The organism is Xanthomonas sp. NCPPB 3174 (genome assembly GCF_056725205.1).
In genome coordinates this window covers 881749-906973 of sequence record NZ_CM161517.1, presented here as the reverse complement: position 1 = coordinate 906973, position 25225 = coordinate 881749, and the positions used below count along the sequence as shown (strand labels likewise).

Sequence of the window (25225 nt, the reverse complement as noted above, 5' to 3'; positions counted from 1 at the left end):
GCCACGGCCGCATGAACGGCGGCGGCGCCGACGAACGCCTGCAACTGCAGGCCGCGGTGCGGCGCGATCCGCAGGACTTCCTGGCCTGGGTGATGCTCGCCGACGCCGAACTTGGCGCCGGCGCGGTGGCGGCCGGCGAACAGGCCGCGCTGCGCGCGCTGCAGTTGCGCCCCGGTCATCCGGAGGCGCTGGCGCGCCTGGGCCGGGTGCGCTGGACCCAGGGTCGCCATGCCGAAGCCGCGCACGCGTTGCGCGAGGCGCTGCAGCAAGCGCCGCAGCACCCGGGCATCGCGGTGTGGCTGGGCCACGCGCTGGAGGACAGCGGCGAGGCCGAAGCGGCGGCGCAGGCCTACGCACATGCGCACGCCCTGCTGCCGCAGGAGCCATCGATCGCAGCCTACCTGCTGAACTGGCGCCGCAAGCTGTGCGACTGGCGCGGGCTGGACGCGCTGTCACAGCAGGTGCGCAGCGCGGTGCGGCAAGGACACCCGGCGATCGAACCGTTCGCCTTCCTCAACGAGGACGCAGGCGCGGACGAACAACTGCGCTGCGCACGCAACCGCGCCCAGGCGCTGGCGCGTACCGTCGCGCCTCTGCCGGCTGCACAGGTGCGCCGCGATGGCGCGCTGCGCATCGGCTTCCTGTCCAACGGCTTCGGCGCGCATCCCACCGGCCTGCTGACCGTCGCCCTGTTCGAGCGCCTGCGCACGCATACCGACCTGCAGGTGCACCTGTTCGCGCTCAATGGCGACGACCGCAGCGCGCTGCGCGCGCGCCTGCAGGCGGCTGCACACGCTTGGCACGACGTGGCCGGGCAGCCGCATCGGCAGACCGCGCAACAGATCCGCGACGCCGGTATCGACCTGCTGTTCGATCTGCGCGGTTGGGGCGGCGGCGGCACGCCGGAAGTGCTGGCGTTGCGTCCGGCACCGGTGCAATTGAACTGGCTGGCCTACCCCGGCACCTCCGGCGCGCCATGGATCGACTACGTGGTCGGCGACGCCTACGCGCTGCCGCCGGCACTGGACGCGCACTACAGCGAGCGGGTGCTGCGGCTGCCGCGCGCGTTCCAGCCGTCCGACGACACCCGCGTCGTCGGCACCCCGCCGACGCGTCGCGATTGCGGCCTGCCCGAGCGCGGCACCGTGTTCTGCTGCTTCAACAACAGCTACAAGCTCGGCCCGCGCAGCATGGCGCGGATGCTGGAGGTGCTGCGGCAGGTGCCCGACAGCGTGCTGTGGCTGCTGTCCGGCCCGGGCCAGGCCGATGACCGGCTGCGTGCGGCCGCTGCGGCGGCCGGCGTGGACGCGACGCGCCTGCGCTTCATGCCCAAGCTGGCGCATCCGGACTATCTGGCGCGCTATCGGCACGCCGACCTGTTCCTGGACACGCATCCGTACAACGCGCACACAACCGCCTCCGATGCCTTGTGGGCCGGCTGCCCGGTGTTGACCTGCCCCGGCAGCACCTTCGCCGCGCGCGTGGCCGGCAGCCTCAACCATCATCTCGGCCTGGACGAGATGAATGCCGCCGACGACGCGGCATTCGTCGCCACCGCGGTGCGCCTGGGGCGCGATCCCGCGGCGCTGCAGGCGTTGCGCGAACAACTGCACGCGCGGCGCGCGGACAGCGGCCTGTTCGACATGCAGGGCTTCGCCGAGGACTTCGCCGCGCTGCTGCGCGACACCGCGGCCCGCCACGGTTGGCAAGGCGCGGCCGCTGCCTAATCGCGTGGGCAAGCGCTGCATGCCGCAAGATGTATCGAGTAGCGCGAGGCGCTGAAACGGATTCCCTCTCGCCCTCGTCTATCCGATAAAACTTGGCATCACATGCTCCGATCGCCGAGTGCGTGCGACGTCGCGACTCACCCAGCGACGAGGACTTCCGATCCTTGCAGACCACACCGGCAGCGACTGCGAGACGCAAGATGTGCATATGCACCTCCACCACTTGGATCAGCCTAGATGCTTGACCTCAAGTCAACTTGAGGTCCGACACTGCACGCACGCTCCCCGTGCAGATCCCGCGATGTCGCTGTCGTCCCCCACTCCCCTGCCCCCTCCTCCCGCACCCGCGCGCAGCATGCTGCTGGCCGAGGCCGCCGTCTCCGACAGGACCGCGTTGTTCGACTGCGTGCGCGGCCTGTGCGACCACCGCCTGCAGGCCCTGACCTGGATGGAATCGCTGGGCGATGCCCCCGACCTGCTGTACGCGCGCTGCTGCTACGACGCGGCGCCGGAACTGCATGGACTGCTGCGTGCACGCCTGCCGGCGCTGCGACGGACGCTGCGTCGCTACCAGCGCATCCGCAGCGGCGTGTCCGCCCCCCATCGTGCGCCGTCCTGCGTGGTGGTCACCCGCATCGCGACACGCGATGCGGCGCAGGCGCAGGACCGCGCCGATGCCGCCTTCGCCGCGCTGCAGGATGGCCCGCACGCGCTGCGTGGGTTGATCGCCGCGCATCTGTACCTGTCCGACGACGGCCGCACTTTGCTCGAATGCACCGAGTGGCACAGCGCGGATGCGCAGCGTCGCGCACTGCAGCGCGAACCCGAGCGCCTGCCGCTGGCCGCCGATCGCGCCGCGCGCGTCAGCCGCTTCCGGCCACGTGCCCTGGTCCTGCCAGGCGACGAAGTGCCCTCCGTCCGCATCCACGCCTGAGTCGACAGACACGTGCCTGCAGCGTGCGTGTGCGTTGCTTCCCGCCCGCACCGCGGACCACGCCCACGAATGCCGCGTTCAGGCATTCACCCCTCGGCGGTCGGCAATCCTGTCCGTGCCGCTGCTCGATGGAACTGGCACAGCGCATCCGCGGCTGAAGCGCCGGCGCGCCCAGGCTGTACGCCGGCCGGGCGAGCGGCTAGGCTGCCGGCATGAGCGCCAACGCCGACTTCATCGCCTTGAACCTGTGCGTGCTGACTGTCTCGGACACGCGCACCCTCGACCAGGACAGCTCCGGCGACTACCTGGTCGCCGCCCTCCAGGGCGTCGGTCATCGCCTGCATGCGCGGGCGCTGTTGCCGGACGATCGCTACCGGATGCGCGCCACGGTCTCGGCCTGGATCGCCGACCCGCAGGTGGACGGCATCCTGGTCACCGGCGGCACCGGCTTCACCGGCCGCGATTCCACGCCCGAGGCGCTGCTGCCGCTGCTGGACAAGGAGATGCCCGGATTCGGCGAGCTGTTCCGTGCAATCAGCGTCGAGGAGATCGGCACCTCCTCGCTGCAGTCGCGCGCCTTCGCCGGCCTGGCCAATGGCACCTTCCTGTTCTGCCTGCCCGGCTCCACCTCGGCCTGCCGCACCGCCTGGGAGCGGATCATCGCCGCGCAACTGGATGCCCGCACCCGTCCCTGCAATCTGGCCACGCTGCGCCCGCGGCTGAAGGAATGACCTGGACTCCCGCATGCCCCTGGACACCACGTTGCGCCTGCTGGCCAAGGCCAGCGGCATGAGCGCCGCGGACATCGCCGCGGCCATCCCGCGCGCCGGCGCGGCCACGGTCAAGGCCTGGATGGCCGGCGAGAAGCTGCCCGGACGCGCCCAGCTCACCGCCCTGGCACGCACCTTCGGCGTGCCCGCCGGTGCGCTGCTCGGCGAACTGGCCAGCCAGTTGGACCCGGCACGTACCCGCGGCGAACACGATCTGCTGCAGGCCTACCGCGCCCTCGACACCCGCCAGCAGGGCGCGCTGCTGGAAGTGGCGCGCAGCATGGCAGGTACCGGTACCCGCAAGCGGAGCAGCAAATGAGTCACCTCAAGCGCAAGCAGTACAAGGCTCTGATGCAACCGCTGCAACTGGAGCTGACCGCGATGGCGCAGGCGGTGCAGCACAGCGGTGAGCGCGTGCTGGTGCTGTTCGAAGGCCGCGACACCGCCGGCAAGGGCGGCGCGATCCAGGCCATCGCCGAACACCTGAACCCGCGCCAGTGCCGCGTGGTCGCCCTGCCCAAGCCGACCGACCGCGAGGCCACGCAGTGGTATTTCCAGCGCCACATCGCGCACCTGCCGGCCGCCGGCGAGATCGTGCTGATGGACCGCAGTTGGTACAACCGTGCCGGCGTGGAGCGGGTCATGGGCTACTGCAGCGATGCCGAATACCACGCCTTCCTGCGCCAGACTCCGCTGTTCGAGCGGCTGCTGGTGGACGACGGCATCCGCCTGTTCAAGTACTGGCTGTGCGTGGACCAGGCGCAGCAGGAAAAGCGCTTCGCCGAGCGCCTGCACGACCCGCTGAAGGGCTGGAAGCTGTCGCCGGTGGACCTGAAATCGCGCAGCCAGTACGCCGACTACACCCGCGCGCGCGAGGCGATGCTGGAAGCCACCCACCGCGACTACGCGCCGTGGACCCTGGTCGATTTCAACGACCAGAAGCGTGGCCGCCTGACCCTGATCCGGCACCTGCTCGACCAGTTGCCGGAAACCCGCCTGCACGAACCAGACCTGGACCTGCCGCCGCTGAAGCACAAGCTGCACAAGGAAAAGTTCGGGCTGCTGCAGCCGATTCCGTCGTATGACGTCGGGAATGGGGATTAGGGCGTCGGGATTGGGTGAAGCGTGCGGCGTGCGGCGTGCGGTCGTCATGCGATCGCACGTTGTTGGGCGGCGCCGTTAGCCGATTCGGTGGGAACAGGTCGCGGCTGAAGCCGCTCCTACGCTGGATCGCGGCTCACCGAATGCAAAGCAGATCCTGCCTCCGGTAGGAGCGGCTTCAGCCGCGACGGGCGAAGCCGTCCAAGCCTCTCATCGCACAAGGCGTCGGGACTGAAGTCCCTCCCACAACAACTGCACTCCATTCCGGACGCATCGGATGGAGGTCGGGTTTAGCCGCGGCAACACCAGCGGTCAGCCTTCCACGTCGCGGCTGAAGCCGCTCCTACAGCGATTCGATAGCGATTCGACGGCGCCCTCATGGCGCTTCAGCACGCACGGAAGCGCGCATTCCAATCCCGAATCCCCAATCCCGGGCGGCGGCCGCGCCACCCAGGCCACCGATAGCCTCAGCCCGCCGCCTTCCCCTTGCCCTGCCCAGGCGCCGGGCCACCGGCGGCGGCGATCGCGGTTTCGATGTCGTGGGCGGTGACCGGCCCCAGGAACTGCTTGGCGAGCTTGCCGTCGGGCGCGATCAGGTAGGTCATCGGCAGGCCGCGCGGGGTGGCGAAGTCGGCCGGCGGCGCATAGGTGTCGACGATGACGATCGGGTAGGCGACCGGGTGCTGCTTCAGGAACGCCTGCATCTCCGCCGGCTCGATGTCCTCGTAGGCCAGGCCCACCACCTCGATGTTGTCGCGCATCACGTGCAGCGCCGACAGCTCCGGCATCTCCTTCAGGCATGGCGCGCACCACGTCGCCCAGAAATTCACCACCACCCACTGCCCCCGGTGCGCGGCCAGGTCGTACTCGCGGCCGTCCACCGCCTTCATCTTCAGGGTCGGCTCGGGGCGGGTCTCCTGCACCACCGACGGTCCGGCCGCCGGTGCGGCGGGCGCCTCCGGCGCGGCAGGGGCGGACGGCGCCTTCGGCGCGGAGGATGGCGCAGTAGTCGCGGCGCCGTCGGCCGGCTTCGGCGTGGGCTGGCGGTCGCATCCCGCCAGCAGGGCGGCGGCGGCGAACAGCGGGAACAACAGGCGCATGGCGGTCATGCAAGGTCTCCGATCTCGGTGTAGAGGTCGCCGACGCGACGCTTGAGCACGTCGCGCAACGGCAGGCGCAGTTCGTCCAGCGCGCGGCACGCCGCCTGGCCCAGGGCGTCGTCGCGGCACGGCAGATAGGTCTCGACGACAGGGATGCGCAGCTGGCAATTCTCGTACAGCTCGGCCACCGGCAGGTCGCTCAGGTCGCGGGCCAGCAGCCAGTCGCCCTGCTCGGTACGGCGGAGCAGGCGGATGCGTTCCAGTTCGCACAGCAGTTGCTGCATCAGCGAGTCGGTCAGCATCGGCTCCAGCTGCAGGATCTGGTCCTCCTGCAGGCCACTGCCCTGCTTGCGCGCCTGCGCGAAACGCCCGAGCAGGCGCAGCAGGCCATAGATCTCGTAGCCGGCCGGCAGGCGCATCGAGGCCGGCTGGTAGCGGAAGGCGGCGATCGAGGAGGACACCGAGGCGCCGAGCAGGATCGCGATCCAGCTCAGGTAGATCCACAGCAAAAAGATCGGCACGAACGCGACCGTGCCGTAGATGCGCTGGTACGACTGGAAGCTGCCCAGGTACAGGCTCAGGCCCCACTTCACCAGTTCCAGCAGCAGCACCGCCAGCAGCGCGCCCGGCACCGCGTGGCGCAGCTTGACCGTGTGGTGCGGCACCACCCGGTACACCAGGGTGATGCACACGAACTCGATCAGCACCGGCGCCACGCTCAGCACCACCTGCGCCAGCAGCCGGCCCTCGCTGGTCTTGAACAGCGGCAGCGCGAAGAACCGCGCCGACACCGCCAGCGACGCCGCGGCCAGCAGCGCGCCGAGGGTCAGCACGGTCCAGTACACCAGGAAGCGGGTCAGCTGCGGCCGCGCCGACACCACCCGCCAGATCTGGTTGAAGGTCTGCTCGACGCTGTTGAGGGTGATCAGCAGCGAGACCACCAGCGCGATCACGCCGGCGGTGGTCAGTTGCCCGGCGCTGGCCGAAAACTGCCGCAGGTAGGACTCCACCGAGCGCGCCGCGGCCGGCACGAAGTTGGAGAAGATGTAGTCGCTGAGCTGGTCGCTCCACTTGTCGAACACCGGGAACGCCGACAGCACTCCGAACACCACCACCGCCAGCGGCACCAGCGCGAAGATGGTGGTGTAGGCCAGCGAGGCTGCGGCCTGGAACAGGCGGTCGTCGATGAAGCGCCGCCACAGGAAGCCGGCGAAGCTGCGCATGCGCGCGCGGTCGCGCAGGCGATCGGCCCAGAGATTGACGGTGTCCAGCGGCTGCATCGGGCAAGGGTACCCGATGCGCATGGACGCCGGCATCGTCGATACTGGCAGCCGTTCCGATCCACGAGAGGGCCGCATGGCCGAGATTCTGGTCCTGTACTACAGCCGCGGCGGCTCGGTGGCGCGCCTGGCGCGGCAGATCGCGCGCGGCGTCGGCGAGGTGCCGGGCATGGCCGCGCGCCTGCGCACCGTGCCGCCGGTGGCGGCGGTCACCCAGACCAGCGCACCGCCGGTGCCCGACAGCGGCGCGCCGTACGTGGATGCCAGCGACCTGCGCGAGTGCGTGGGCCTGGCGCTGGGCAGCCCGACCCGCTTCGGCAATATGGCCGCACCGGTCAAGCACTTCATCGACGGCCTGGGCGCCGACTGGGCCAGCGGCACCCTGGCCGGCAAGCCGGCGGCGGTGTTCACCTCGACCGCGTCGCTGCACGGCGGCCAGGAAGCCACCCTGCTGTCGATGCACCTGCCGCTGCTGCACCACGGCTGCCTGATCGTCGGCATTCCCTACACCGAACCGCTGCTCAGCAGCACCCGCAGCGGCGGCACGCCGTACGGCGCCAGCCACGTCGCCGGTGCCGACGACGATCCGCAGCCCAGCGAGGAAGAAGCGCAGCTGGCGCGTGCGCTCGGCCGGCGCCTGGCCGAGATCGCGCAGCGACTGGCGGCGCCATGAGCGGCGGGCGCCTGCAGATGGCGCTGGGGGCGACGCTGCTGGCGCTGGCGGCGCTGTTCGCGGCCTGGTTCCACGACGATCGCCACCGCCTGGCCGCCCTGCTGGTGTTCGCGCTGCCGCCGCTGCTGCTCGCCGTGGGCGTGCTGCGCGGCTCGGCGCTGGCGCGGTTCTGGAGCGGCGTCGGCGCGCTGCTGTGGTTCAGCCACGGCGTGATGATCGCCTGGAGCCACCCGCCACAGCGTGGCTACGGCTGGGCGGAACTGCTGCTGGCGCTGCTGGTGGTGGGCCTGTCCAGCGCGCCGGGCATCCGCGCGCGTTTCGCCCGTCGCCGCGACGCGGCCGGGCGCGACTGAGCGGCCGCCCCGCCGCGCCCGGTATCATGGACGGCCTGCGCGGCCACCGCCGCGTCCCGACATGCTTCTAGGAACGGCAATGGAAGAACTCCTGATCGTCACCACCGGCGGCACGATCGACAAGATCTACTTCGACGACAAGTCCGACTACCAGATCGGCGACCCGCAGATCGGCCAGATCCTCAAGGAACTGGGCGTGACCTTCCGCTTCACCGTCATCCCGATCATCCGCAAGGATTCGCTGCACATCACCGACGACGACCGCGAACTGATCCGCGCCACCATCGCCGCGCAGTCGGCGCGGCATGTGCTGATCACCCACGGCACCGACTCGATGGTGCAGACCGGCAAGGTGCTGCAGGCGATCGAGGGCAAGACCATCGTGATGACCGGCGCGCTGAACCCGGCGCGCTTCCGTGGCTCCGACGCCGAGTTCAACATCGGCTGCGCGGTCGGCGCGGTGCAGTCGCTGCCGGCCGGCGTCTACATCGCCATGAACGGGCGCATCTGGGATCCGCAGAAGGTGCGCAAGAACGTGGCGGCGAACCGTTTCGAAGCCGCCTGAGCGACCGCGATGTCCAAGGCCACGCGCGCGACCAAGGCGCTGGATGCGGCCGGCATCGTCTACCGGCTGCATCCCTACGACTACGAAGCCGAAGCCGGCGCCAAGGGCCTGCAGGCCGCGCAGGCGCTGGGCCTGCCGCCGGAGCGGGTGCTGAAGAGCCTGATGGCCTGGGTCGATACGCGCGCGGTCTGCGTGGTGGTCCCGTCCGACCGCCGCGTGCAGTTGAAGAAACTGGCCGCCGCCGCGGGCGGCAAGGCGGCGCGGATGATGGAGGCCGCCGAGGCCGAGCGCCGCACCGGCTACAAGGTCGGCGGCATCAGCCCGCTGGGCCAGCAGCGGCCGGCGCCGGTGCTGATCGAGCAATCGGCATTGGGCGCAGGCAGCGTCTGGTTCAACGCCGGGCAGCGCGGCCTGCTGCTGGAGATGGACGCCGCGCAGGTGCTCGACGCGCTGCAGGCGCGTGCCTGCGATCTGTGCGAGTGATGGCGGCGTCGGCGCGGGTGGCGTAGAGCGCGATCCTGCCGATCGCCGCGTCCCACCGCGCCTGCGCCGTGGCATTGGCGGACACCGGGATTCACATGCTCGTGCCAGCAAGCGGATCCACACGACCACTGCGGCGATGGCGCGCAGGACGTAGCGCCATGCCGCGCCATGCGATAGCGCGCGCCGTTTACCCATAAAAAAGCCCCGCGCCGAAGCGCGGGGCGACCGAGAGCGGCAGCATCGGCATCCTGGCCGACCGCTGCGATCCGGCACCGGGAGGTGCGCGGCGGCCATGGTGCGGCCGCCGCGACGGAGTGCCTCAGTAGTCGGCCTTCAGGCTGAGCCCGGAGAACGTGCTGTACGCCTTCACCCGCACGTAGTAGGTGCCGGCCTGCGGCGAGTTGAAGGTGCAGCTCTCGTTGTTGCCGTTCTTGTACGGACGGCAGTCGTAGGCCGAATCGGTCGGCGCGCTGCCGAAGCGCACGTACAGGTCGGCATCGCCGCTGCCGCCGGAGGTGGTGACCACCAGGCTGCTGGCACCGGACGGCACCTTGACGGTGTAGTTCAGCGAGGAGCCGCTGCTGGCGCTGAGGCCGGTGACCGCCACGCCGTCCTGCAGCTCGTTGCTGCTGCCACCACCGCCACCGCCACCGCCGCTGCTGCCGCCGCTCTGCGCCGCGGTGACCGCTGCGTTGGCGTCGAGCAAGCCGGCGCCGCAGCCCTGCGAGCAGGAGAAGCTGGCCGCGGTGTTCTTGATGGTGCTTTCCACCTGCGCCGGGGTCAGCGCGGTCGGCGCCACCGACTGCATCAGCGCGACCACACCGGCCACGTGCGGGGTCGCCATCGAGGTGCCGTTGTAGGAGGCGTAGCTCGGGTTGCCCGGGGTGGTGGTGCCGTCGTTGAGCGTGGACAGGATGCTCGAGCCCGGCGCGGAGATGTCGATGCCCGCGCCGTAGTTCGAGTAGCTGGCCTTGGCCCGCGACGAGGTGGTGGCGGCCACTGCGATCACGTTGTTGCAGTTGGCCGGTACCGAGCTGGACACGTTGGTCGAGCTGTTGCCCGCCGCCACCACCACCGTGGTGCCGCGGCCGACCGCGCCGTTGATGGCGTTCTGGTAGGTGGTCGAGCAGGTGCCGCTGCCGCCCAGCGACATGTTGATCACTTCAGCCGGGTTCTGGTTGGCCGGCACGCCGCTGACGGTGCCACCGGAGGCCCAGGTGATCGCATCGGCGATGTCGGAGGTGTAGCCGCCGCACTTGCCGAGCACGCGCACCGGCAGGATCTTGGCCTTGAACGCGGTGCCGGCCACGCCGGTACCGTTGTTGGTGACCGCGGCGATGGTGCCGGCCACGTGGGTGCCGTGCCAGCTGGAATTGGAGGCAGGCGAGCCGGAATAGCACTCGCCGGCGGCGGCCCAGTCGCCTTCGTCGGCCGGGTTGCTGTCGCGGCCGTCGCCGTCGCGTGCGGCATCCGCATCGCTGATGAAGTCGTAGCCTTGCAGGACGTTGGCGTTGAGATCGGGATGGCTGGTGATGCCGGTGTCGATCACCGCCACGACCACGCCGTCACCAGTGGCCTTGTCCCAGGCCGAGCGCACGTTGATGCCGGCGTTGGTGGTGCCGAAGGCCCACTGGTCGCCCAGGCGCGGATCGTTCGGGGTCAGCGCGATGGTCATGCGCTGGTCGACCTCGACGTATTCGACGTTCGGGTCGGCGGCGATCTGCCGCATCAGCGTCTCGGCCTCGGCGCGGTCCAGCGGACGGCTGGCCTTGACCACTTCCGGCCCCACCGCCAGGCGGCGCAGGCTGGTCAGGCCGAGCGCACGGCCGTTCTTGGCCGGCAGCGCGGCGGCGGCCGACTGCAGCGTCGCGCGCAGCGCCGCCGAGGGCGCCGCAGCGGCGGCGGACGCGCTGGAGATGCTGACCGGCGCGGCATCGCGGGTCTTGACGATGAAGCGCTGTATGGTCGGCTCGGAAGACAGGCCGGAGAGGTTCACGTCACCGGCGAAGGCTGGGGTGGCCAACAGCAGCGAGGTGAGAGCGGAGGCGCCCAGCACGACCAGCCACGGACGCTGGCGCGACCCACGATGCGACATTTCGGACATTCGGACTTCCTTTCGGTTGAGTAGCCGCCTGATGGCGGTGTTCCGCGCCGCACCGGTCCGGTCGAAACCTGAACCTGGCGTGCGTTGCGAGCCCGGTCGGATGGCGTGTTGCCGACCATTCATCGACGCTAGCTCAGTACAAGCGCGTATGGAGCAGGGCGTGACGGAAATCCGTTGTACAAAACGACGAAATGCAACAATCGTCTATGTCATAAAGAGAACTTGACCTCATTTTTGCTGCAATGCAGCATAGAAAGACGCCAAACTTGGCAAATCAGGGGCAGCTTTTTGGCTCCCGCGCGACACACGGGACAAGAAAAGGAGACAGTGGATACAGACGACAGAGGTCGCCTGCATGGCAGCCCCATCATCGGGACGGACACGAAATGTCCGGGGAGCGGACTCCAAGGAAGGCGCGGAGGCGGGGGCGGCGACGCATCGCACGCCCCGGCGCACCAGCGCGGACGTCGCCGGCGATGGCCAACGCTGTCGGACCATGCGCCAAGGGGCATGAGGTCCATTCGCCAGGGCGGCCGACAGCCGCCCCAGCGTTGGGCGTTCGGCTCAGCCCAGCCGCACCAGCCAGCCGTGGCGGTCGGCGACGCGGCCGTACTGGATGTCGGTCAGTTCCTGGCGCAGCGACAGGGTCACCGGGCCGGTCGGGGCGGTCAGATCGCCCACCGCGAAGTCCTTGCCCTTGAGCTGCCCGATCGGGGTCACCACCGCGGCGGTGCCGCAGGCGAACACCTCGGCGATCTCGCCCGAGGCGACGCCGTCGCGCCACTCGTCGATGCTCACCTGCCGCTCCACCACCTGCATGCCGCGGTCGCGGGCCAGTTGCAGGATGCTGTCGCGGGTGATGCCTTCCAGGATGCTGCCCGATAGCGCCGGGGTGACCAGGCTGCCGTCGCGCATCACCAGGAACACGTTCATGCCACCCAGTTCCTCGATGTACTTGCCCTCGACCGGGTCGAGGAACAGCACCTGCGAGCAGCCCTGCGCCTGCGCCTGCTGCTGCGGCAGCAGCGAGGCGGCGTAGTTGCCGCCACACTTGGCCGCGCCGGTGCCGCCCTTGGCGGCGCGCGCGTAGTCGGTGGACAGCCAGATCGCCACCGGCGCCACGCCCTTGGCGAAATAGGCGCCGGCCGGGCTGGCGATGACGTAGTAGCCGGCCTTCTGCGCGGCGCGCACGCCCAGGAAGGCCTCGTTGGCGATCATGAACGGACGGAAATACAGGCTGGTCTCAGGTGCCGACGGCACCCAGGCCGCGTCGACCGCGATCAACTGCCGCAGCGATTCCACGAACAGGTCCACCGGCAGCTCCGGCAGCGCCAGGCGCTGCGCCGAGCGCTGCAGGCGCTTGCCGTTGGCCTCCGGGCGGAAGGTCCAGATCGAGCCGTCGGCATGGCGGTAGGCCTTGATGCCTTCGAAGATCTCCTGGCCGTAGTGCAGCACCGAGGCGGCCGGGTCCAGCGCCAGCGGGCCGTAGGCGCGCACTTCGGCGTCGTGCCAGCCCTGCTCGCGGCTCCATTCGATGGCGACCATGTGGTCGGTGAAATAGTTGCCGAAGCCCGGCGCGGCGAGGATCTGCGCGCGCGCCTCGGCGCTGCGTGCGGCGGTGGACGGGGTCAGGCGGAACTGCGTGGACGGCTCGGTAGCGGACACCGGGAATTCCTGTGGTAGTCGAGGGATGGCCAGGCCGCAGCGTCGTGGCGACAGCAGCGGCGGCGCCCGATCGGCCTCCCACCGCGACGCGCGAGGCGTCGCGCGCGGGTCAGAGCATGCCGGTTTCCAGACGCGCGGCCTCGGACATCATATGCCGGCCCCACGGCGGATCGAACACCAGCTCGACGTCGGCCTCGGCGATGGTCGGGATCATCTCCAGCTTGCTGCGCACGTCGTCGACCAGGATCTCGCCCATGCCGCAGCCGGGCGCGGTCAGGGTCATCTTGACCTCGACGGTGCGCTGGCCATCGTCGCGCGCGTGCATGGTCACGTCATAGATCAGCCCCAGATCGACGATGTTGAACGGGATCTCAGGGTCGAAGCAGGTGCGCAACTGCTGCCAGATCAAGGCTTCCACCTGCTCGTCGCCGGCGCCCTCGGGCAGTTCCAGCCCCGGCGGCGGCTCCTTGCCGATGGCGTCGCCGTCCTTGCCGGCGATGCGGAACAGGTTGCCCTCCACGAACACCGTGTAGCTGCCGCCCAGGGCCTGGGTGATATAGCCATAGCTGCCGGCCGGCAGGGTCACCGCGTCGCCCTGCGGCACCATCACCGCGGCGCAATCGCGTTCGAATTGGACAGGTTCGCTGCTGCGTGAGTACATGGGGGCGATATGGGGCCAGGCCCCGCCGGTGCAAGTCGTGCAGTTTATCCGAGTGCGCGGGGCGCGCGCCGGAAGTATCCTGTACGCCTTCTCCGGGAACATCGAATGCCGCCTTCCTCCACGCCGGCCAGGTCCTCGCACTGGCTGTGGCCCCTGCTGCTCGCCATGGGCTGTTTCACCGCATTGATCGCCTGGTTGCTGGTGGCGCTGTCGCTGGGTCGCCAGGCCGGCTGGATGGCCGTGGTGGTGGCGCTGGAGATTGCCTGGATGCTGCGCCTGGGCGGCCTGCCGCGCGGGCCACTGCGCATCGCGGTGGCGATGGTCGCCACGGTGCTGGTGATCGTCGCCGCCAACTGGGGCATCGCCGCCGCGCAGATGGGCGCGGGGCTGGGCCTGAACGTGTGGGACTCGTCGCTGAAGATGGGCGCCTACTACGCCTGGACCCTGACCCTGCTGGCCAACAGCCCCGGCGATCTGCTGTGGCTGGGCATCGGCGTGGCCGCGGCGTACTTCAGCGCGCGCTGAGCCAAGGCCGGGGCGCGGCGGACGCCGCTGGCATGGCGCGGCCTGAGGGCATCCCGATCATCCGCCCTCGCGCTGAAGCGCATCGCTTTTTGTAGGAGCGGCTTCAGCCGCGATGGGCGTTACCGGTAAGGTCCGGTCGCGGCTGAAGCCGCTCCTACGACTCCGGCTTACGTCACCCCTGCCCCACCTGCAACGGCTCAGTGCCCGCCGCCGTCCAGCGCCTTCAGTTCGCTGACCAGGGCGCCGGCCGCCTCGGCGCCGTCGCCGTAGAGCATGCGGGTGTTGTCGGCATAGAACAGCGCGTTCTCGATGCCGGCGAAGCCGGTGCCCTTGCCGCGCTTGATGACGATGACGTTCCTGGAATTGACCACGTCCAGGATCGGCATGCCGTAGATCGGGCTGGCCGGGTCGGTCTTGGCGACCGGGTTGACCACGTCGTTGGCGCCGATCACCAGCGACACGTCGGTGCTGGCGAACTCGGGGTTGATGTCGTCCATGTCGGCGATCAGGTCGTAGGGCACGCCGGCCTCGGCCAGCAGCACGTTCATGTGCCCGGGCATGCGCCCGGCCACCGGGTGGATCGCGAACTTGACCTTGACCCCGCGCTCGATCAGCCGCTGCGCCAGTTCCCAGATCTTGTGCTGCGCCTGCGCCACCGCCATGCCGTAGCCCGGCACGATCACCACGCGCTCGGCGTAGGCCATCATCGCCGCCACGTCGCCGGCCTCGATCGGCTTCTGGCTGCCGGCGATCGCCTGCGCCTGACCGCCACCGCCGAAGTTGGAGAACAGCACGCCGCGGATCGGCCGGTTCATCGCCTTGGCCATCAGCCGGGTCAGCAGGATGCCGGCCGCACCGACCATCATGCCGGCGATGATCAGCGCCTCGTTGCCGAGTACGTAGCCCTCGAACGCCACCGCCAGGCCGGTGAAGGCGTTGTACAGCGAGATCACCACCGGCATGTCGGCGCCGCCGATCGGCAGGGTCATCAGCACGCCCAGGGCCAGCGCCAGCACGAAGAACAGCACGATCGCCAGCGGACTCAGGCTGATCGCGGCCCACGCGCCGACGCCCAGCATCGCCACGCACACCAGCAGGTTGAACGCCTGCTGCCCGGGGAAGGTGACGCGCTTGTCCAGGCGCCCGTCGAGCTTGGCCCAGGCGATGATCGAGCCGGACAGCGACACCGCGCCGATCGCCGAGCCGATCACCGCCAGCGCCAGCGTGGTGGCGTCGGGCTGACGCGCGGCCAGCGCGGCGATCGCCGCCTCGCTCCAGTGGGTGGTGTCGCGACGCATCAGGAACGAGAAGCGCAGCAGTTCCACCGCGCCGATCGCCGCCGCCGAGCCGCCGCCCATGCCGTTGTACAGCGCCACCATCTGCGGCATGTCGGTGATCGCCACCTTCTTGGCCGAGATCCATGCCGCAGCGGTGCCGAGCGCGATCGCCAGCACGATCAGCGGCAGGTTGTGCAGGCCCGGCAGCAGGAAGGTGGCGGCGGTCGCCAGCAGCATGCCGAAGCCGGCCCAGCGGATGCCGCTGCGCGCGGTCCTGGGCGAGGCCATGCGCTGCAGGCCGAGCAGGAACAGGGTGGCGGCGACCAGATAGCTGCTCTTGATCAGGATCGGCAACAGTTCCATCAGCAGGCGTGCTCCGAAAAAGGACATCTGCCCGAGCGGCAGCAAGTAGGAAAGAAAGACCAGCGCGATGCCGAGCAACGCGAGCAAGGCGGACACGGCCAGCGCCGCGGCGATGCGCCGCTGCCGCGCATTCAATCCTTCGCCTTGGTCTTGGCGGCGTCCGGCTTGCTGGACTTGAACATGTCGAGCATGCGCTCGGTCACCACGTAGCCGCCGGCGGCATTGCCGGCGCCGAGCAGCACCGCGACGAAGCCGATGGCCTTTTCGAGGGTGGTGTCGGCATGGCCCAGCACCACCATCGCGCCGATCAGGACGATGCCGTGGATGAAGTTGGAACCGGACATCAGCGGGGTGTGCAGGATCACCGGCACCCGCGAGATGATCACATGCCCGGCGATGGCCGCCAGCATGAAGATGTACAAGGCCACGAACCCGTCGCTCATCGCACTGTTCTCCCGGGCGCCGCGCCCGTCCGCCGCATCATAACCGTCTGCTGAACCGCTGTGCGATGCCGCCGCGCCGTTCCACCAGGACCGCGGCGTCCGGCCGGTCAACCGCGGCCGCCGCGGCGCGTTAACCACGGCATCCCCCCGCCAGGAAGCTAAGCTGTGCTGGTGAGCACGCCCGCCCTCGCACCGCCGTCGACCGATGCCGACACCGCGCAGCGCCCGCTGCCGGCGTCGCTGGATGCGTTCCTGGCCGAGATCGGGCCGCGCGCGTTCCGCTTCGCCGAAGCCGGCCTGCGCCAGCGCGAGGACGCGCTGGATGCGGTGCAGGACGCGATGATCAAGCTGCTGGCCTACCGCGAGCGCCCGGCGCAGGAATGGACGCCGCTGTTCTGGAGCATCCTGCGCCGGCGCATCATCGACCTGCAGCGCCGCCGCAATTTCCGCCTGCGCTTCTGGGCACCGAGCAGCGAGCGCGACGCGGACAGCCCGCCGGACTGGGCCGACGACGGCCCAAATCCGTCCGAGCAGCACGAGCGTCGGCAGACCCATGCGCGCCTGGTGACGGCGCTGCGCGCATTGCCGGCGCGGCAACGCGAGGCCTTCACCCTGCGCGTGCTGGAAGAGCTGGACGTGGCCACCACCGCACGCGCGATGGGCTGTTCGGAAGGCTCGGTGAAAACCCATCTGTCGCGCGCCCGCGAGGCGCTGCAGAAACAACTGGAGGACGTCCGATGACATCCGATCCCATCCGTTCCGCGGACTTCGACGCGCGCCTGCGTGCCGTCCACCAGGCCAGTTTGCAGGCCCTGCCCGCGCCGACCCTGGCGCGGCTGCGCGCCGCGCGCCAGCAGGCCAGCCAGACGCGCACGGCGCCATTCCTGCACCGGGGCTGGCTGCTGGCGGCGGTGCCGGCGCTGCTCGGTACGGCGCTGGGCGTGCACCTGCTGCTGCGCCCGGCACCGTCGACACCGATCACCACCGCCAGCGTCGTTGCCGGCACGACTGCGGTGGCACCCACGCCGACGGGCGCCAGCGCAAGCACCGACAGCGACCAGGCCGCGAGCGCGACCGCGATGCTGGACGAAAATCCCGACCTGTACCTGTGGCTGGGGTCCGATACCTCGCTGGCAATGGAATGAACCCGATGACTCGCCTGATCCGATATTCCCTGGCGCTGGCGCTGCTGGCCGGCAGCGCCGTCCCGGCCTTCGCCGCGCCGCCCCCGCCGGGGCCGCCGCCCCCGCCACCGCCTTTCGCCGCAGATCGCGACGACGATACCGGCCCGCCGCTGCCCGACTGGGAACACCTGAGCCCGCAGCAGCGCGAGTTGCTGATCGCGCCGCTGCGCCAGCGCTGGAACGACACCCCGCAGCAACGCCGGCGCATGTTTGAGCATGCGCAGCGCTGGCAGTCGATGACCCCGGAACAACGCGAGCAAGCGCGCAAGGGTGCCCGCCGCTACGAGGACATGAACCCGCGACAGCGCGAGGAGGCGCGGGTGCTGTTCGACCGCATGCGTGCGCTGCCGCCGGAGCAGCGCAAGGCGCTGCGCGACCGCTGGGAAGCGATGACGCCGGCGCAACGCGCCGCCTGGATCCGCGCCAATGCCGGCCCGGACGAGCGGCCGCCGCCGGATGCTTCCAGGTAAGCGAACCGCGGCGCCGGTCCAAGCCTGATGCGCATGGCGCGCACCTCGTCGCATCGCCGTGGGCGGCGCATGGACTCCAGCGCCGCATAAAGCACCTCGCGTAGGAGCGGCTTCAGCCGCGACCGGGTTTACCGGGAAGGCTGTCGCGGCTGAAGCCGCTCCTACGGAAGTCGCCCTCCAGTCGCGATGCGGCGTTTTCGGTGGCGCCCGTCGCCCATACATGGGCGACCGTGCCCGCAGATCAGCGACGACCGAACCGGCGCCCGACCATCGCGGCCGCGCTCACGCCGTCCAGCGCGTCTTCGCCAGCAGTTCGTCGTTCCAGTCGTAGGCGATCGCGCCGTCCTTCAGGAACAGCGCGACGAAGTTGTAGACGTTGCGCGCGTACATCTCGCTGGCATGCACCGCGCCCATGCTGGCCAGATCCAGCGGACCGGAGATGGTCACCCCGGCGTGTTCGATGGTCTCGCCCGGTCGGGTCAGTTCGCAGTTGCCGCCGGTCTCGGCGGCCAGGTCGACCACCACGCTGCCCGGCTTCATGCCGGCGACCATCGCCGCGCTGAGGATCTTCGGCGCCGGTCGCCCCGGCACCGCGGCGGTGCACACCACCACGTCGATGCCCTTCAGGTGCTCGGCCAGGCGCCGCTGCTGCTCCGCGCGTTCGTCGTCGGTGAGTTGCCGCGCGTAGCCGCCCTCGCCGGCGGCACTCACCCCCAGGTCGAGGAACTTGCCGCCCAGCGACTCGATCTGCTCGCGGGTTTCCGGGCGCACGTCGAAGCCTTCCACCTGCGCCCCCAGGCGCTTAGCGGTGGCGATGGCCTGCAGGCCGGCCACGCCGGCGCCGACGATCAGCACCTTTGACGGGCGAATGGTGCCGGCCGCGGTGGTCAGCATCGGGAAGAAGCGCGGCGCCAGCTGCGCGGCGATCAGGGTGGCCTTGTAGCCGGCCATGCCGGCCTGCGAACTGAGCACGTCCATGGCCTGCGCACGGGTGGTGCGCGGCAGCCGCTCCAGCGGAAAGGCGACCAGTTGCCGCGCCTGCAGCGCCGCCGCGCGCGCCGGATCGGCCTGCGGCTGCAGGATGCCGACCACGCCGGCGCCCTCCTTCAACTGCTCCAGCGCCAGCGCCGGCAGCGGCTGCACGCACAGCACGAGATCCGCCTGCGCCGGGCTGTCGGCATCGGCCAGGCTGGCGCCGGCGGCCAGATACGCGTCATCGACGAACCCGGCCGATACGCCGGCCTCCGGCTCGACCCGCACCTGCGCGCCCAGCGCGACCAGTTTCTTGACCGTCTCCGGCGTGGCCGCCACGCGGCGTTCGCCCTGCGCCGATTCCTTCACCACCAGCACCTGCACTGCCATGCGATTCCCCGTGCCTGAGTCCGTCGTCCGCGCCGATCCTACAGCGTCCGCACGCCGGGTGGAGGCTCGCCCCCTGCCGGACGGCGCGGGTCGGCGGGTCGGCATGTCGGAAACTCGGATGCGCTGGCATCAGCCGCGCTCCACGCCGATGTTTGAGGGCGAGGCATCTCCCGATGCACCCGCGCGCATCAGCGCGTCGGGAAGGGACTGGCCGGCCAGGAACATGTGCAGCGGCGACATGCGGTCACCAACGGGGAACCACCGCAGGCGCGACCTGCCGCCTCGTCGCGGTGGAAGACGAGCGCGGCAACGACATGCTGCCCTAGATCGGACGGCACAGCGGCAGACGCCAGCAAGGCGCCTGCCGTCGTGGATCGCGTCTGGGCTTACAGGATGTACCGGCTCAGGTCCGGATCCTGCACCAGTTCGCCCAGGTGCGCGTCGACATAGGCCGCGTCCACCGTGACGCTCTGCCCATCGCGGTCGGGGGCTTCGTAGCTCAGCGTGTCGAGCAGGCGCTCGAGCACGGTGTGCAGGCGCCGCGCACCGATGTTCTCCTGGCGCTCGTTGACCAGGAACGCGATCTCCGCCAGGCGCGCGATGGCGTCGTCGGTGAAGCGCAGGCTCACGCCTTCGGTCAACAGCAGCGCCTCGTACTGCTTGGTCAGCGCCGCCTTCGGCTCGGTGAGGATGCGGATGAAGTCGTCCTTCGACAGCGCCGACAGCTCCACGCGGATCGGGAAGCGGCCCTGCAGCTCCGGGATCAGGTCGCTGGGCTTGGCCAGGTGGAACGCGCCGGAGGCGATGAACAGGATGTGGTCGGTCTTGACCGTGCCGTACTTGGTGCTGACGTTGGAGCCTTCCACCAGCGGCAGCAGATCGCGCTGCACGCCTTCGCGCGAGACGTCGCCGCCGGTGGCGCCGGCCTCGCTGCGCTTGGCCACCTTGTCGATCTCGTCGATGAACACGATGCCGTGCTGTTCGCAGGCCTCGATCGCCGCGGCGCGCACGTCGTCCTCGTTGACCAGCTTGCCGGCCTCTTCCTCGATCAGCAGCGGCCGCGCGGCCTTGATGGTCAGCTTGCGCGACTGCGACTTGCCGCCGCCCAGGTTGGAGAACATCTGCCGCAGCTGCTGGCCCATTTCCTCCATGCCCGGCGGGGTCATGATGTCCATGCTGACGTTGACCGCGACATCCAGTTCGATCTCGCGCTCGTCCAGTTCGCCGGCACGCAGCATGCGCCGGAACTTGCTGCGGGTGTCGCTGTCCTGCGCCGACGGTTCGTTGCGCGCCGCTTCCGGATCGAAGCCGATGCCGGCGCTGCGCCGCGGCAACAGCGCATCGAGGATGCGGTCCTCGGCGCGCTCCTCGGCCTGCGTGCGCACGCGGGTCTTGGCCTGCTCGCGGTACAGCTTGACCGCGGTATCGGCCAGGTCGCGCACGATCTGCTCCACGTCCTTGCCGACATAGCCGACCTCGGTGAAGCGGGTGGCCTCGACCTTGACGAACGGCGCATTGGCCAGCGTCGCCAGGCGCCGCGCGATCTCGGTCTTGCCGACGCCGGTGGGGCCGATCATCAGGATGTTCTTCGGCATCACTTCGTTGCGCAGCGCGTCGGGCAACTGCATGCGCCGCCAGCGGTTGCGCAGCGCGATCGCCACCGCGCGCTTGGCCTCGTGCTGGCCGACGATGTGGCGGTCCAGCTCCTGCACGATCTCGCGCGGGGTCATGGTGGAGGTATCGGGATTTGGCATTGGGGATTGGGGATTCGTAGAAGCGGAGTAGGAACGATCGATGCAATGTCAGGCACAGGGAAAGGAGCGCTGTTGCGAATCCCCAATCCCGACTCCCGAATCACAGCTCTTCGACCACCACATTGCGATTGGTGTAGATGCAGATGTCGCCGGCGATGTTCAGTGCTTCGACGGCGATGGTGCGCGCGTCCAGCGTGGTATGGCCGAGCAGCGCGCGTGCGGCCGACAGGGCGTAGGAGCCGCCGGAGCCGATGGCGATGATGCCGTCCTCCGGTTCGATCACGTCGCCGGTGCCGCTGATGATCAGCGAGGTCTCCTTGTCGGCCACCGCCAGCAGCGCCTCGAGCTTGCCGAGGCGGCGCTCGGTGCGCCAATCCTTGGCCAGTTCGACTGCGGCGCGGGTCAACTGGCCGTGCTTCTCCAGCTTGGCCTCGAACAGCTCGAACAGGGTGAACGCATCGGCAGCGGCGCCGGCGAACCCGGCCAGCACCTGGCCCTCGCGGCCGAGCCGGCGCACCTTGCGCGCATTGCCCTTCATCACGGTGTGGCCCAGGGTCACCTGGCCGTCGCCGGCCACGGCGACGCGGCCATCGCGGCGCACCGACAGGATCGTGGTGGCGTGGAAAACATTGGGGTTCTGACTGGGATCCATGCGGCCTCCGGAGCGATGACTCAGGTGTGGGGGCTGGCGGCGCGCGGTTCAAGCGTCGCCGTGAGCGGGCGGGTCATCGCCGAGCCGGGCATGCGCTGGCCGCGCCGGATCGGCAGCGATGCCCCAGGCGAGATGCCAATCTTCGCCCTCGGTCTCGATCGGGTGCAGGGTGCGCCCGGCCCCATTGCCGCAGGCCAGATCGTTTGCCGCGCAATAACGGTCGCAGCCCCAGCACAGCCGTTCGGGGTGGCGCGGCGCCAGCGGAAAGGGTTTGGCCATCGGTGAGCCCTCGCAACGTGGGAGGGCAGTGTCGTCCCTCCTTTGCCGACTCGCCTTGATCCAGAACAAGCGCGGGTGCGATGGCAACCGTGCGGTCGCGATGCAGCGCTCAGGACTTGCGCTTGGCGCGCGGGTGCGCCGCGTCGTAGACCTTGGCCAGGTGCTGGAAATCCAGGTGGGTGTAGATCTGCGTGGTGGCGATGTCGGCATGGCCGAGCAGTTCCTGCACGCCGCGCAGGTCGCCGGAGGATTCCAGGATGTGGCTGGCGAAACTGTGCCGCAGCATGTGCGGATGCACATGCTTGAACAGGCCCTGGCGCCCGGCCAGTTGCTTGATGCGGATCTGCACCGCACGCGCACCGATCGGCGCCCCGCCACGGCCCGGGAACACCGGCGCAGCAGCCTCGCCTCGGCTCTCCTCGCGCCACGCCAGCAGCGCGTTGCGCGCATGCGAGCCGACCGGCACCAGCCGCTGCTTGTTGCCCTTGCCCAGCACGCTGACCATGCCGGCGACGAAATCCAAATCGCGCCAACGCAGCGCGCACAGTTCGCTCAGGCGCAGGCCGGAGGAATAGAACAGCTCCAGCAGCGCGCGATCGCGCAGGCCCAGCGGCGCATCGGTCGGCACTTCGACCAGGCGCACCGCCTCGTCGGCGTCGAGCACCTGTGGCAGCTTGCGCGGCGCCTTCGGCGCGCGCAGTGCCGCGGCCGGGCTGGTGGCGATGTGACCGTGCTTGAGCAGCCACGCATAGAAACTGCGGCACGCCGACAAGCGCCGCTGCAGGCTCTTGGGCGACAGCCCGCGACGGTGTTCGGCGGCGATGAAGTTGCGCAGTTGCGCGGCATCGAGCGCGGCGGGTTCGCCGAGCAGGTTGGCAGCCGCCCACGCCTCCAGCGCCGCCAGGTCGCGCCGGTACGCGTCCAGGGTATGCGCGGACATGCGCCGCTCGACCTGCAGGTAGGCGAGGAAGGCCTGGATCATGCGACGCGACCGAGGTGCGCCGGATGTCGGATCGCCGTCCTCGCAACGCAATGCGATCGCCTTGCAACGGGGTTTCGCTGGCGTGCCCGCTGCCATGTCGCGACCGCAGCGGCGGGACGCCGCGCGGGACGGATCACGGCGGCGGCGCAGCGCAGGCGCACCGCAGCGGCGGCAAGGTCATCCCGGGTTGCGGGCCCGGGGCTCCGCGTCCCGGCCCGGCTCATCGCTGCAACGCCACCGCCAGCGCTTCGCCCATCATGCGCAGGAACAAGGTGCCCATGCCGGGATAGAACCGGTTCGGGTCGCGGCTGCCCACCGCGATCAGACCCAGGCCCGGCAGCGGCAGCAGCGCGGTGGATTGCACCTCGTCCACGCGCTCGCCGTACAGCAGCGCCTGCTTTTCCGGTTGCAGGCGGCCGCAGATCGGCTCGCCATCCTTCAGGCAATCGCGGAACGGCGCCAATCGCGCATCGTCGGCCGCCAGCACCTGCAACCACGGCGCCTGCTCCAGGCCGGACAAGGGCTGCAGCAGCACGATGCTGACCAGGTCGCCCTGGAAATCCTCCTGCAGCGACGCGGCCATCGCGCGCACGCTGTCGGCGGCGCTGTGCTGACGCATCAACGCCAGGGTCAACTGATGGGTGCGCACCGCCAGCCGTTCGTTGACCTGCGCATTGGCGGCCAGATCGGCCAGCCGCCGCGACAGTTCGCGGTTCTTGTCGCGCAGCACTTCCAGCTGGTAGCTAGCCAGCGACGCGGTCGGGCCGTCGTCGCGCGGTACCACCAGGGTCAGCGCCAGGTCGGGAAACTGTTTCAGGAAACCGGGATGGCGCCGCAGCCACGCCGCCACCTCGTGCGCACCGAGCTTGTCGTGGCTGTCGCTCATCGGATCCATTCTCCATCGAAGACGAACGTCGCCGGCCCGGACATCACCACCGGTGCGGTGTCGTCCGGCCACTGCACGCGCAGTTCGCCGCCGGGCAGGCTGACGCGCACGTCGCGCTCGACCCGGCCGCGCTGCATCATCACCGCCGCCGCCGCGCAGGCGCCACTGCCGCAGGCCAGGGTCTCGCCGACACCGCGCTCGTACACGCGCAGGCGCAGGTGGCCGCGGTCGATCACCTGCACGAAGCCGACGTTGACCGAATCCGGGAACGAGGCGTGCTGCTGCAGCAACGGCCCCAGGCGCTCCACCGGCGCCGCATCGACCAGGCCCACTTCCAGCACCGCGTGCGGGTTGCCCATCGACACCGCGCCGAAGCGCACGCTGCCGCCCTGCAGCGGCAACACGTACTCCTCGCGTGCGCGCGGGAAGCCGACCAGCGGCACGTCTTCGGGCGCGAAGCGCGGCACGCCCATCGCCACGGCGAATTCGCCGGTGGCGCTGCGGGTGATGTGGTGACTGCCGGCGGGGCTTTCGATGACGAAATCGTCCGTGGCCGGCGCACTGCCGTCGCGTACCAGCCAGGCCGCGACGCAGCGCGCGCCGTTGCCGCATTGTCCGGCGGCGCTGCCGTCGGTGTTCCAGATGCGGTAGCTGGCCACGGCCGCGGCATCGCGCGGCGCCTCGATGGTCAGGATCTGGTCGCAGCCGACGCCGAAGTGGCGATCGGCCAGCCGAACCGCCAGTGCGGCATCCGGCGGCGGGGTGCCGTCGCGCAGGTCGAGCACCACGAAATCGTTGCCCGCGCCCTGCATCTTGCTGAAACGCAGGCGCGCGGCGTGGCGGGCCTCACTCATTCCCATTGGTGGGCGTGGTGGTGTCGTTGGCCGGCGGGCGCTGCCCGTCCACCGGCTGCGCCTGCCCGGCGGGATCGGTGGTCGCCGGCGGCGTCGCGTCCGGCGCGGGCGTGGCGGGCGCGGCTTCCACCGGCACCGGCTTCTGCGGCATCACCAGCGGGCCCTTGTTGCCGCAGCCGGCCAGGGCCAGCAGCGCAGCGGCGGAGAGGACGAGACGGATCGGAGAAGAGGACGATGTGCTCATGCCCCGAGTATAGCCATACCGCCATGAACCGGCTGTGCCGCGGTCGCACGCCGCGGCGCGCTCACGCCTGCGGCGGTTCCGGCCGCCACCACAGCCACAGCGCCACCGCGCTCATGCAGCCGATCGCCAGCACCTGCACCCACAATCGATGCACGAACAGCAGCAACACCAGCGCACACGCGGCCATCGCCAGCGTCGCCATCCACTTGCCGCGCCGGCTGACCGCGCCATGTCGCTCCCAGTCGCGGATGCTGCGGCCGAAGCGCGGATCGCGCAGCAGGCGCCGGCGCAGCCGCGGCGAACCGCGCGCGGCGGCGTAGGCGGCGATCAAGACGAACACCGTGGTCGGCAAGCCCGGCACGAAGATGCCGACGATGCCGGTCGCCAGGCTGGCGTAGGCCAGCAGCCACCAGGCCCAGCGAAAACGGGAGTGCGCGCGCATCGCGGCATGATAAGCCTGCGCAGGTGCAGGCAGGCGTCGACCCGGTATTGGCGCGACGCCGGGTGGCTGCAGGAGCGGCTTCAGCCGCGACG

29 protein-coding genes are annotated in these 25225 nt (G+C 70.2%); 13 read left to right on the top strand and 16 right to left on the bottom strand.

What is annotated here, in order from left to right; translation table 11 throughout:
• Positions 1–11 precede the first annotated feature (11 nt).
• From AC1PK7_RS04005 to ppk2, 5 genes are all read left to right on the top strand, one after another.
• Positions 12–1727, top strand: a complete 1716-nt coding sequence (locus AC1PK7_RS04005; protein WP_481099958.1) for an O-linked N-acetylglucosamine transferase, SPINDLY family protein — start codon at positions 12–14, stop codon at positions 1725–1727.
• Between the two features lie 301 nt (positions 1728–2028).
• Entirely contained in the window at positions 2029–2661 is a 633-nt protein-coding gene (locus AC1PK7_RS04000; RefSeq protein ID WP_481099957.1) for a hypothetical protein, read from the top strand.
• 212 nt (positions 2662–2873) lie between these two features.
• Entirely contained in the window at positions 2874–3392 is a 519-nt protein-coding gene (gene moaB / locus AC1PK7_RS03995; RefSeq protein WP_481099956.1) for a molybdenum cofactor biosynthesis protein B, read from the top strand.
• Positions 3393–3405: 13 nt separating this feature from the next.
• Positions 3406–3750 (top strand): helix-turn-helix domain-containing protein, encoded by a 345-nt coding sequence (locus AC1PK7_RS03990; protein ID WP_017911650.1) that lies wholly within the window; start codon positions 3406–3408, stop codon positions 3748–3750.
• Positions 3747–4535 (top strand): polyphosphate kinase 2, encoded by a 789-nt coding sequence (gene ppk2 / locus AC1PK7_RS03985; protein ID WP_371181155.1) that lies wholly within the window; start codon positions 3747–3749, stop codon positions 4533–4535. Before AC1PK7_RS03990 ends, ppk2 begins: the two co-directional genes overlap by 4 nt.
• Positions 4536–4999: 464 nt before the next feature.
• Here ppk2 and AC1PK7_RS03980 read toward each other — a convergent pair whose 3' ends face one another.
• Both AC1PK7_RS03980 and AC1PK7_RS03975 read right to left on the bottom strand, forming a co-directional pair.
• Entirely contained in the window at positions 5000–5641 is a 642-nt protein-coding gene (locus tag AC1PK7_RS03980; RefSeq protein WP_420008989.1) for a TlpA family protein disulfide reductase, read from the bottom strand.
• Positions 5638–6912, bottom strand: a complete 1275-nt coding sequence (locus AC1PK7_RS03975; RefSeq protein WP_010341248.1) for a YihY family inner membrane protein — start codon at positions 6910–6912, stop codon at positions 5638–5640. The genes AC1PK7_RS03980 and AC1PK7_RS03975 overlap by 4 nt, the downstream gene beginning before the upstream one ends.
• A gap of 76 nt (positions 6913–6988) precedes the next feature.
• Here AC1PK7_RS03975 and wrbA point away from each other — a divergent pair, with 76 nt between their 5' ends.
• The 4 genes from wrbA (at position 6989) to ybaK (ending at position 8986) form a co-directional block, all read left to right on the top strand.
• The gene (gene wrbA, locus AC1PK7_RS03970; protein WP_017909078.1) at positions 6989–7585 is read left to right on the top strand and encodes an NAD(P)H:quinone oxidoreductase; all 597 of its coding nucleotides are present in this window, start codon (positions 6989–6991) and stop codon (positions 7583–7585) included.
• Positions 7582–7938, top strand: a complete 357-nt coding sequence (locus AC1PK7_RS03965) for a DUF2069 domain-containing protein (protein WP_481099955.1) — start codon at positions 7582–7584, stop codon at positions 7936–7938. Before wrbA ends, AC1PK7_RS03965 begins: the two co-directional genes overlap by 4 nt.
• A gap of 79 nt (positions 7939–8017) precedes the next feature.
• Positions 8018–8503 carry an asparaginase domain-containing protein gene (locus tag AC1PK7_RS03960; protein ID WP_010341245.1) on the top strand — a complete coding sequence of 162 codons (486 nt, stop codon included), beginning with the start codon at positions 8018–8020 and terminating at the stop codon, positions 8501–8503.
• 9 nt (positions 8504–8512) lie between these two features.
• Positions 8513–8986 carry a Cys-tRNA(Pro) deacylase gene (ybaK, locus tag AC1PK7_RS03955; RefSeq protein WP_209249106.1) on the top strand — a complete coding sequence of 158 codons (474 nt, stop codon included), beginning with the start codon at positions 8513–8515 and terminating at the stop codon, positions 8984–8986.
• Positions 8987–9305: 319 nt separating this feature from the next.
• Here the strand turns inward: ybaK and AC1PK7_RS03950 are convergent, their stop codons facing one another.
• The 3 genes from AC1PK7_RS03950 to sufT form a co-directional block, all read right to left on the bottom strand.
• Complete coding sequence (locus AC1PK7_RS03950; RefSeq protein ID WP_481100835.1) at positions 9306–11081, bottom strand: S8 family peptidase; 1776 nt, start codon at positions 11079–11081, stop codon at positions 9306–9308.
• 573 nt (positions 11082–11654) lie between these two features.
• Positions 11655–12755 (bottom strand): branched-chain amino acid aminotransferase, encoded by a 1101-nt coding sequence (locus AC1PK7_RS03945; RefSeq protein WP_019800954.1) that lies wholly within the window; start codon positions 12753–12755, stop codon positions 11655–11657.
• Between the two features lie 109 nt (positions 12756–12864).
• Positions 12865–13416, bottom strand: a complete 552-nt coding sequence (gene sufT, locus AC1PK7_RS03940) for a putative Fe-S cluster assembly protein SufT (protein ID WP_010341241.1) — start codon at positions 13414–13416, stop codon at positions 12865–12867.
• A 105-nt stretch (positions 13417–13521) separates the two neighbouring features.
• On the opposite strand from sufT, the gene AC1PK7_RS03935 reads away from it, so the two are divergent.
• The gene (locus AC1PK7_RS03935) at positions 13522–13941 is read left to right on the top strand and encodes a hypothetical protein (RefSeq protein ID WP_420008986.1); all 420 of its coding nucleotides are present in this window, start codon (positions 13522–13524) and stop codon (positions 13939–13941) included.
• A 197-nt stretch (positions 13942–14138) separates the two neighbouring features.
• On the opposite strand, the gene AC1PK7_RS03930 is transcribed toward AC1PK7_RS03935, so the two are convergent.
• Together AC1PK7_RS03930 and AC1PK7_RS03925 are read right to left on the bottom strand one after the other, a co-directional pair.
• Positions 14139–15581, bottom strand: a complete 1443-nt coding sequence (locus AC1PK7_RS03930; protein ID WP_371183988.1) for an NAD(P)(+) transhydrogenase (Re/Si-specific) subunit beta — start codon at positions 15579–15581, stop codon at positions 14139–14141.
• 131 nt (positions 15582–15712) lie between these two features.
• A complete protein-coding gene (locus AC1PK7_RS03925) occupies positions 15713–16024 on the bottom strand; it encodes an NAD(P) transhydrogenase subunit alpha part 2 (protein WP_010341238.1) in 312 nt (103 codons plus the stop codon).
• A gap of 165 nt (positions 16025–16189) precedes the next feature.
• On the opposite strand from AC1PK7_RS03925, the gene AC1PK7_RS03920 reads away from it, so the two are divergent.
• From AC1PK7_RS03920 to AC1PK7_RS03910, 3 genes are read left to right on the top strand one after another with little or no spacing between them, the layout of a single operon-like run.
• Entirely contained in the window at positions 16190–16765 is a 576-nt protein-coding gene (locus AC1PK7_RS03920; protein WP_209249112.1) for an RNA polymerase sigma factor, read from the top strand.
• Positions 16762–17169, top strand: coding sequence for a hypothetical protein (locus AC1PK7_RS03915; protein ID WP_481099954.1), 408 nt, complete (start codon positions 16762–16764; stop codon positions 17167–17169). The genes AC1PK7_RS03920 and AC1PK7_RS03915 overlap by 4 nt, the downstream gene beginning before the upstream one ends.
• A gap of 5 nt (positions 17170–17174) precedes the next feature.
• The gene (locus tag AC1PK7_RS03910) at positions 17175–17678 is read left to right on the top strand and encodes a DUF3106 domain-containing protein (protein WP_481099953.1); all 504 of its coding nucleotides are present in this window, start codon (positions 17175–17177) and stop codon (positions 17676–17678) included.
• Between the two features lie 282 nt (positions 17679–17960).
• On the opposite strand, the gene AC1PK7_RS03905 is transcribed toward AC1PK7_RS03910, so the two are convergent.
• The 9 genes from AC1PK7_RS03905 to AC1PK7_RS03865 all read right to left on the bottom strand — a co-directional run bounded on the left by AC1PK7_RS03905 (position 17961) and on the right by AC1PK7_RS03865 (position 25133).
• The gene (locus AC1PK7_RS03905) at positions 17961–19040 is read right to left on the bottom strand and encodes an NAD(P) transhydrogenase subunit alpha (protein ID WP_481099952.1); all 1080 of its coding nucleotides are present in this window, start codon (positions 19038–19040) and stop codon (positions 17961–17963) included.
• Between the two features lie 386 nt (positions 19041–19426).
• Entirely contained in the window at positions 19427–20794 is a 1368-nt protein-coding gene (gene hslU / locus AC1PK7_RS03900; protein ID WP_026144567.1) for an ATP-dependent protease ATPase subunit HslU, read from the bottom strand.
• A 100-nt stretch (positions 20795–20894) separates the two neighbouring features.
• Positions 20895–21446, bottom strand: coding sequence for an ATP-dependent protease subunit HslV (gene hslV, locus AC1PK7_RS03895; RefSeq protein ID WP_010341232.1), 552 nt, complete (start codon positions 21444–21446; stop codon positions 20895–20897).
• 48 nt (positions 21447–21494) lie between these two features.
• On the bottom strand, positions 21495–21725 hold the full coding sequence (locus AC1PK7_RS03890; RefSeq protein ID WP_420008981.1) for a DUF3079 domain-containing protein: 231 nt from the start codon (positions 21723–21725) through the stop codon (positions 21495–21497).
• 109 nt (positions 21726–21834) lie between these two features.
• The gene (xerC, locus tag AC1PK7_RS03885; protein WP_481099951.1) at positions 21835–22707 is read right to left on the bottom strand and encodes a tyrosine recombinase XerC; all 873 of its coding nucleotides are present in this window, start codon (positions 22705–22707) and stop codon (positions 21835–21837) included.
• A gap of 220 nt (positions 22708–22927) precedes the next feature.
• The gene (locus AC1PK7_RS03880; protein ID WP_481099950.1) at positions 22928–23593 is read right to left on the bottom strand and encodes a DUF484 family protein; all 666 of its coding nucleotides are present in this window, start codon (positions 23591–23593) and stop codon (positions 22928–22930) included.
• Positions 23590–24447, bottom strand: coding sequence for a diaminopimelate epimerase (gene dapF, locus AC1PK7_RS03875; protein WP_481099949.1), 858 nt, complete (start codon positions 24445–24447; stop codon positions 23590–23592). The genes AC1PK7_RS03880 and dapF overlap by 4 nt, the downstream gene beginning before the upstream one ends.
• A complete protein-coding gene (gene lptM, locus AC1PK7_RS03870) occupies positions 24440–24691 on the bottom strand; it encodes an LPS translocon maturation chaperone LptM (protein ID WP_010341226.1) in 252 nt (83 codons plus the stop codon). Before lptM ends, dapF begins: the two co-directional genes overlap by 8 nt.
• 61 nt (positions 24692–24752) lie before the next feature.
• On the bottom strand, positions 24753–25133 hold the full coding sequence (locus AC1PK7_RS03865; protein WP_481099948.1) for a YbaN family protein: 381 nt from the start codon (positions 25131–25133) through the stop codon (positions 24753–24755).
• Positions 25134–25225: the final 92 nt, after the last annotated feature.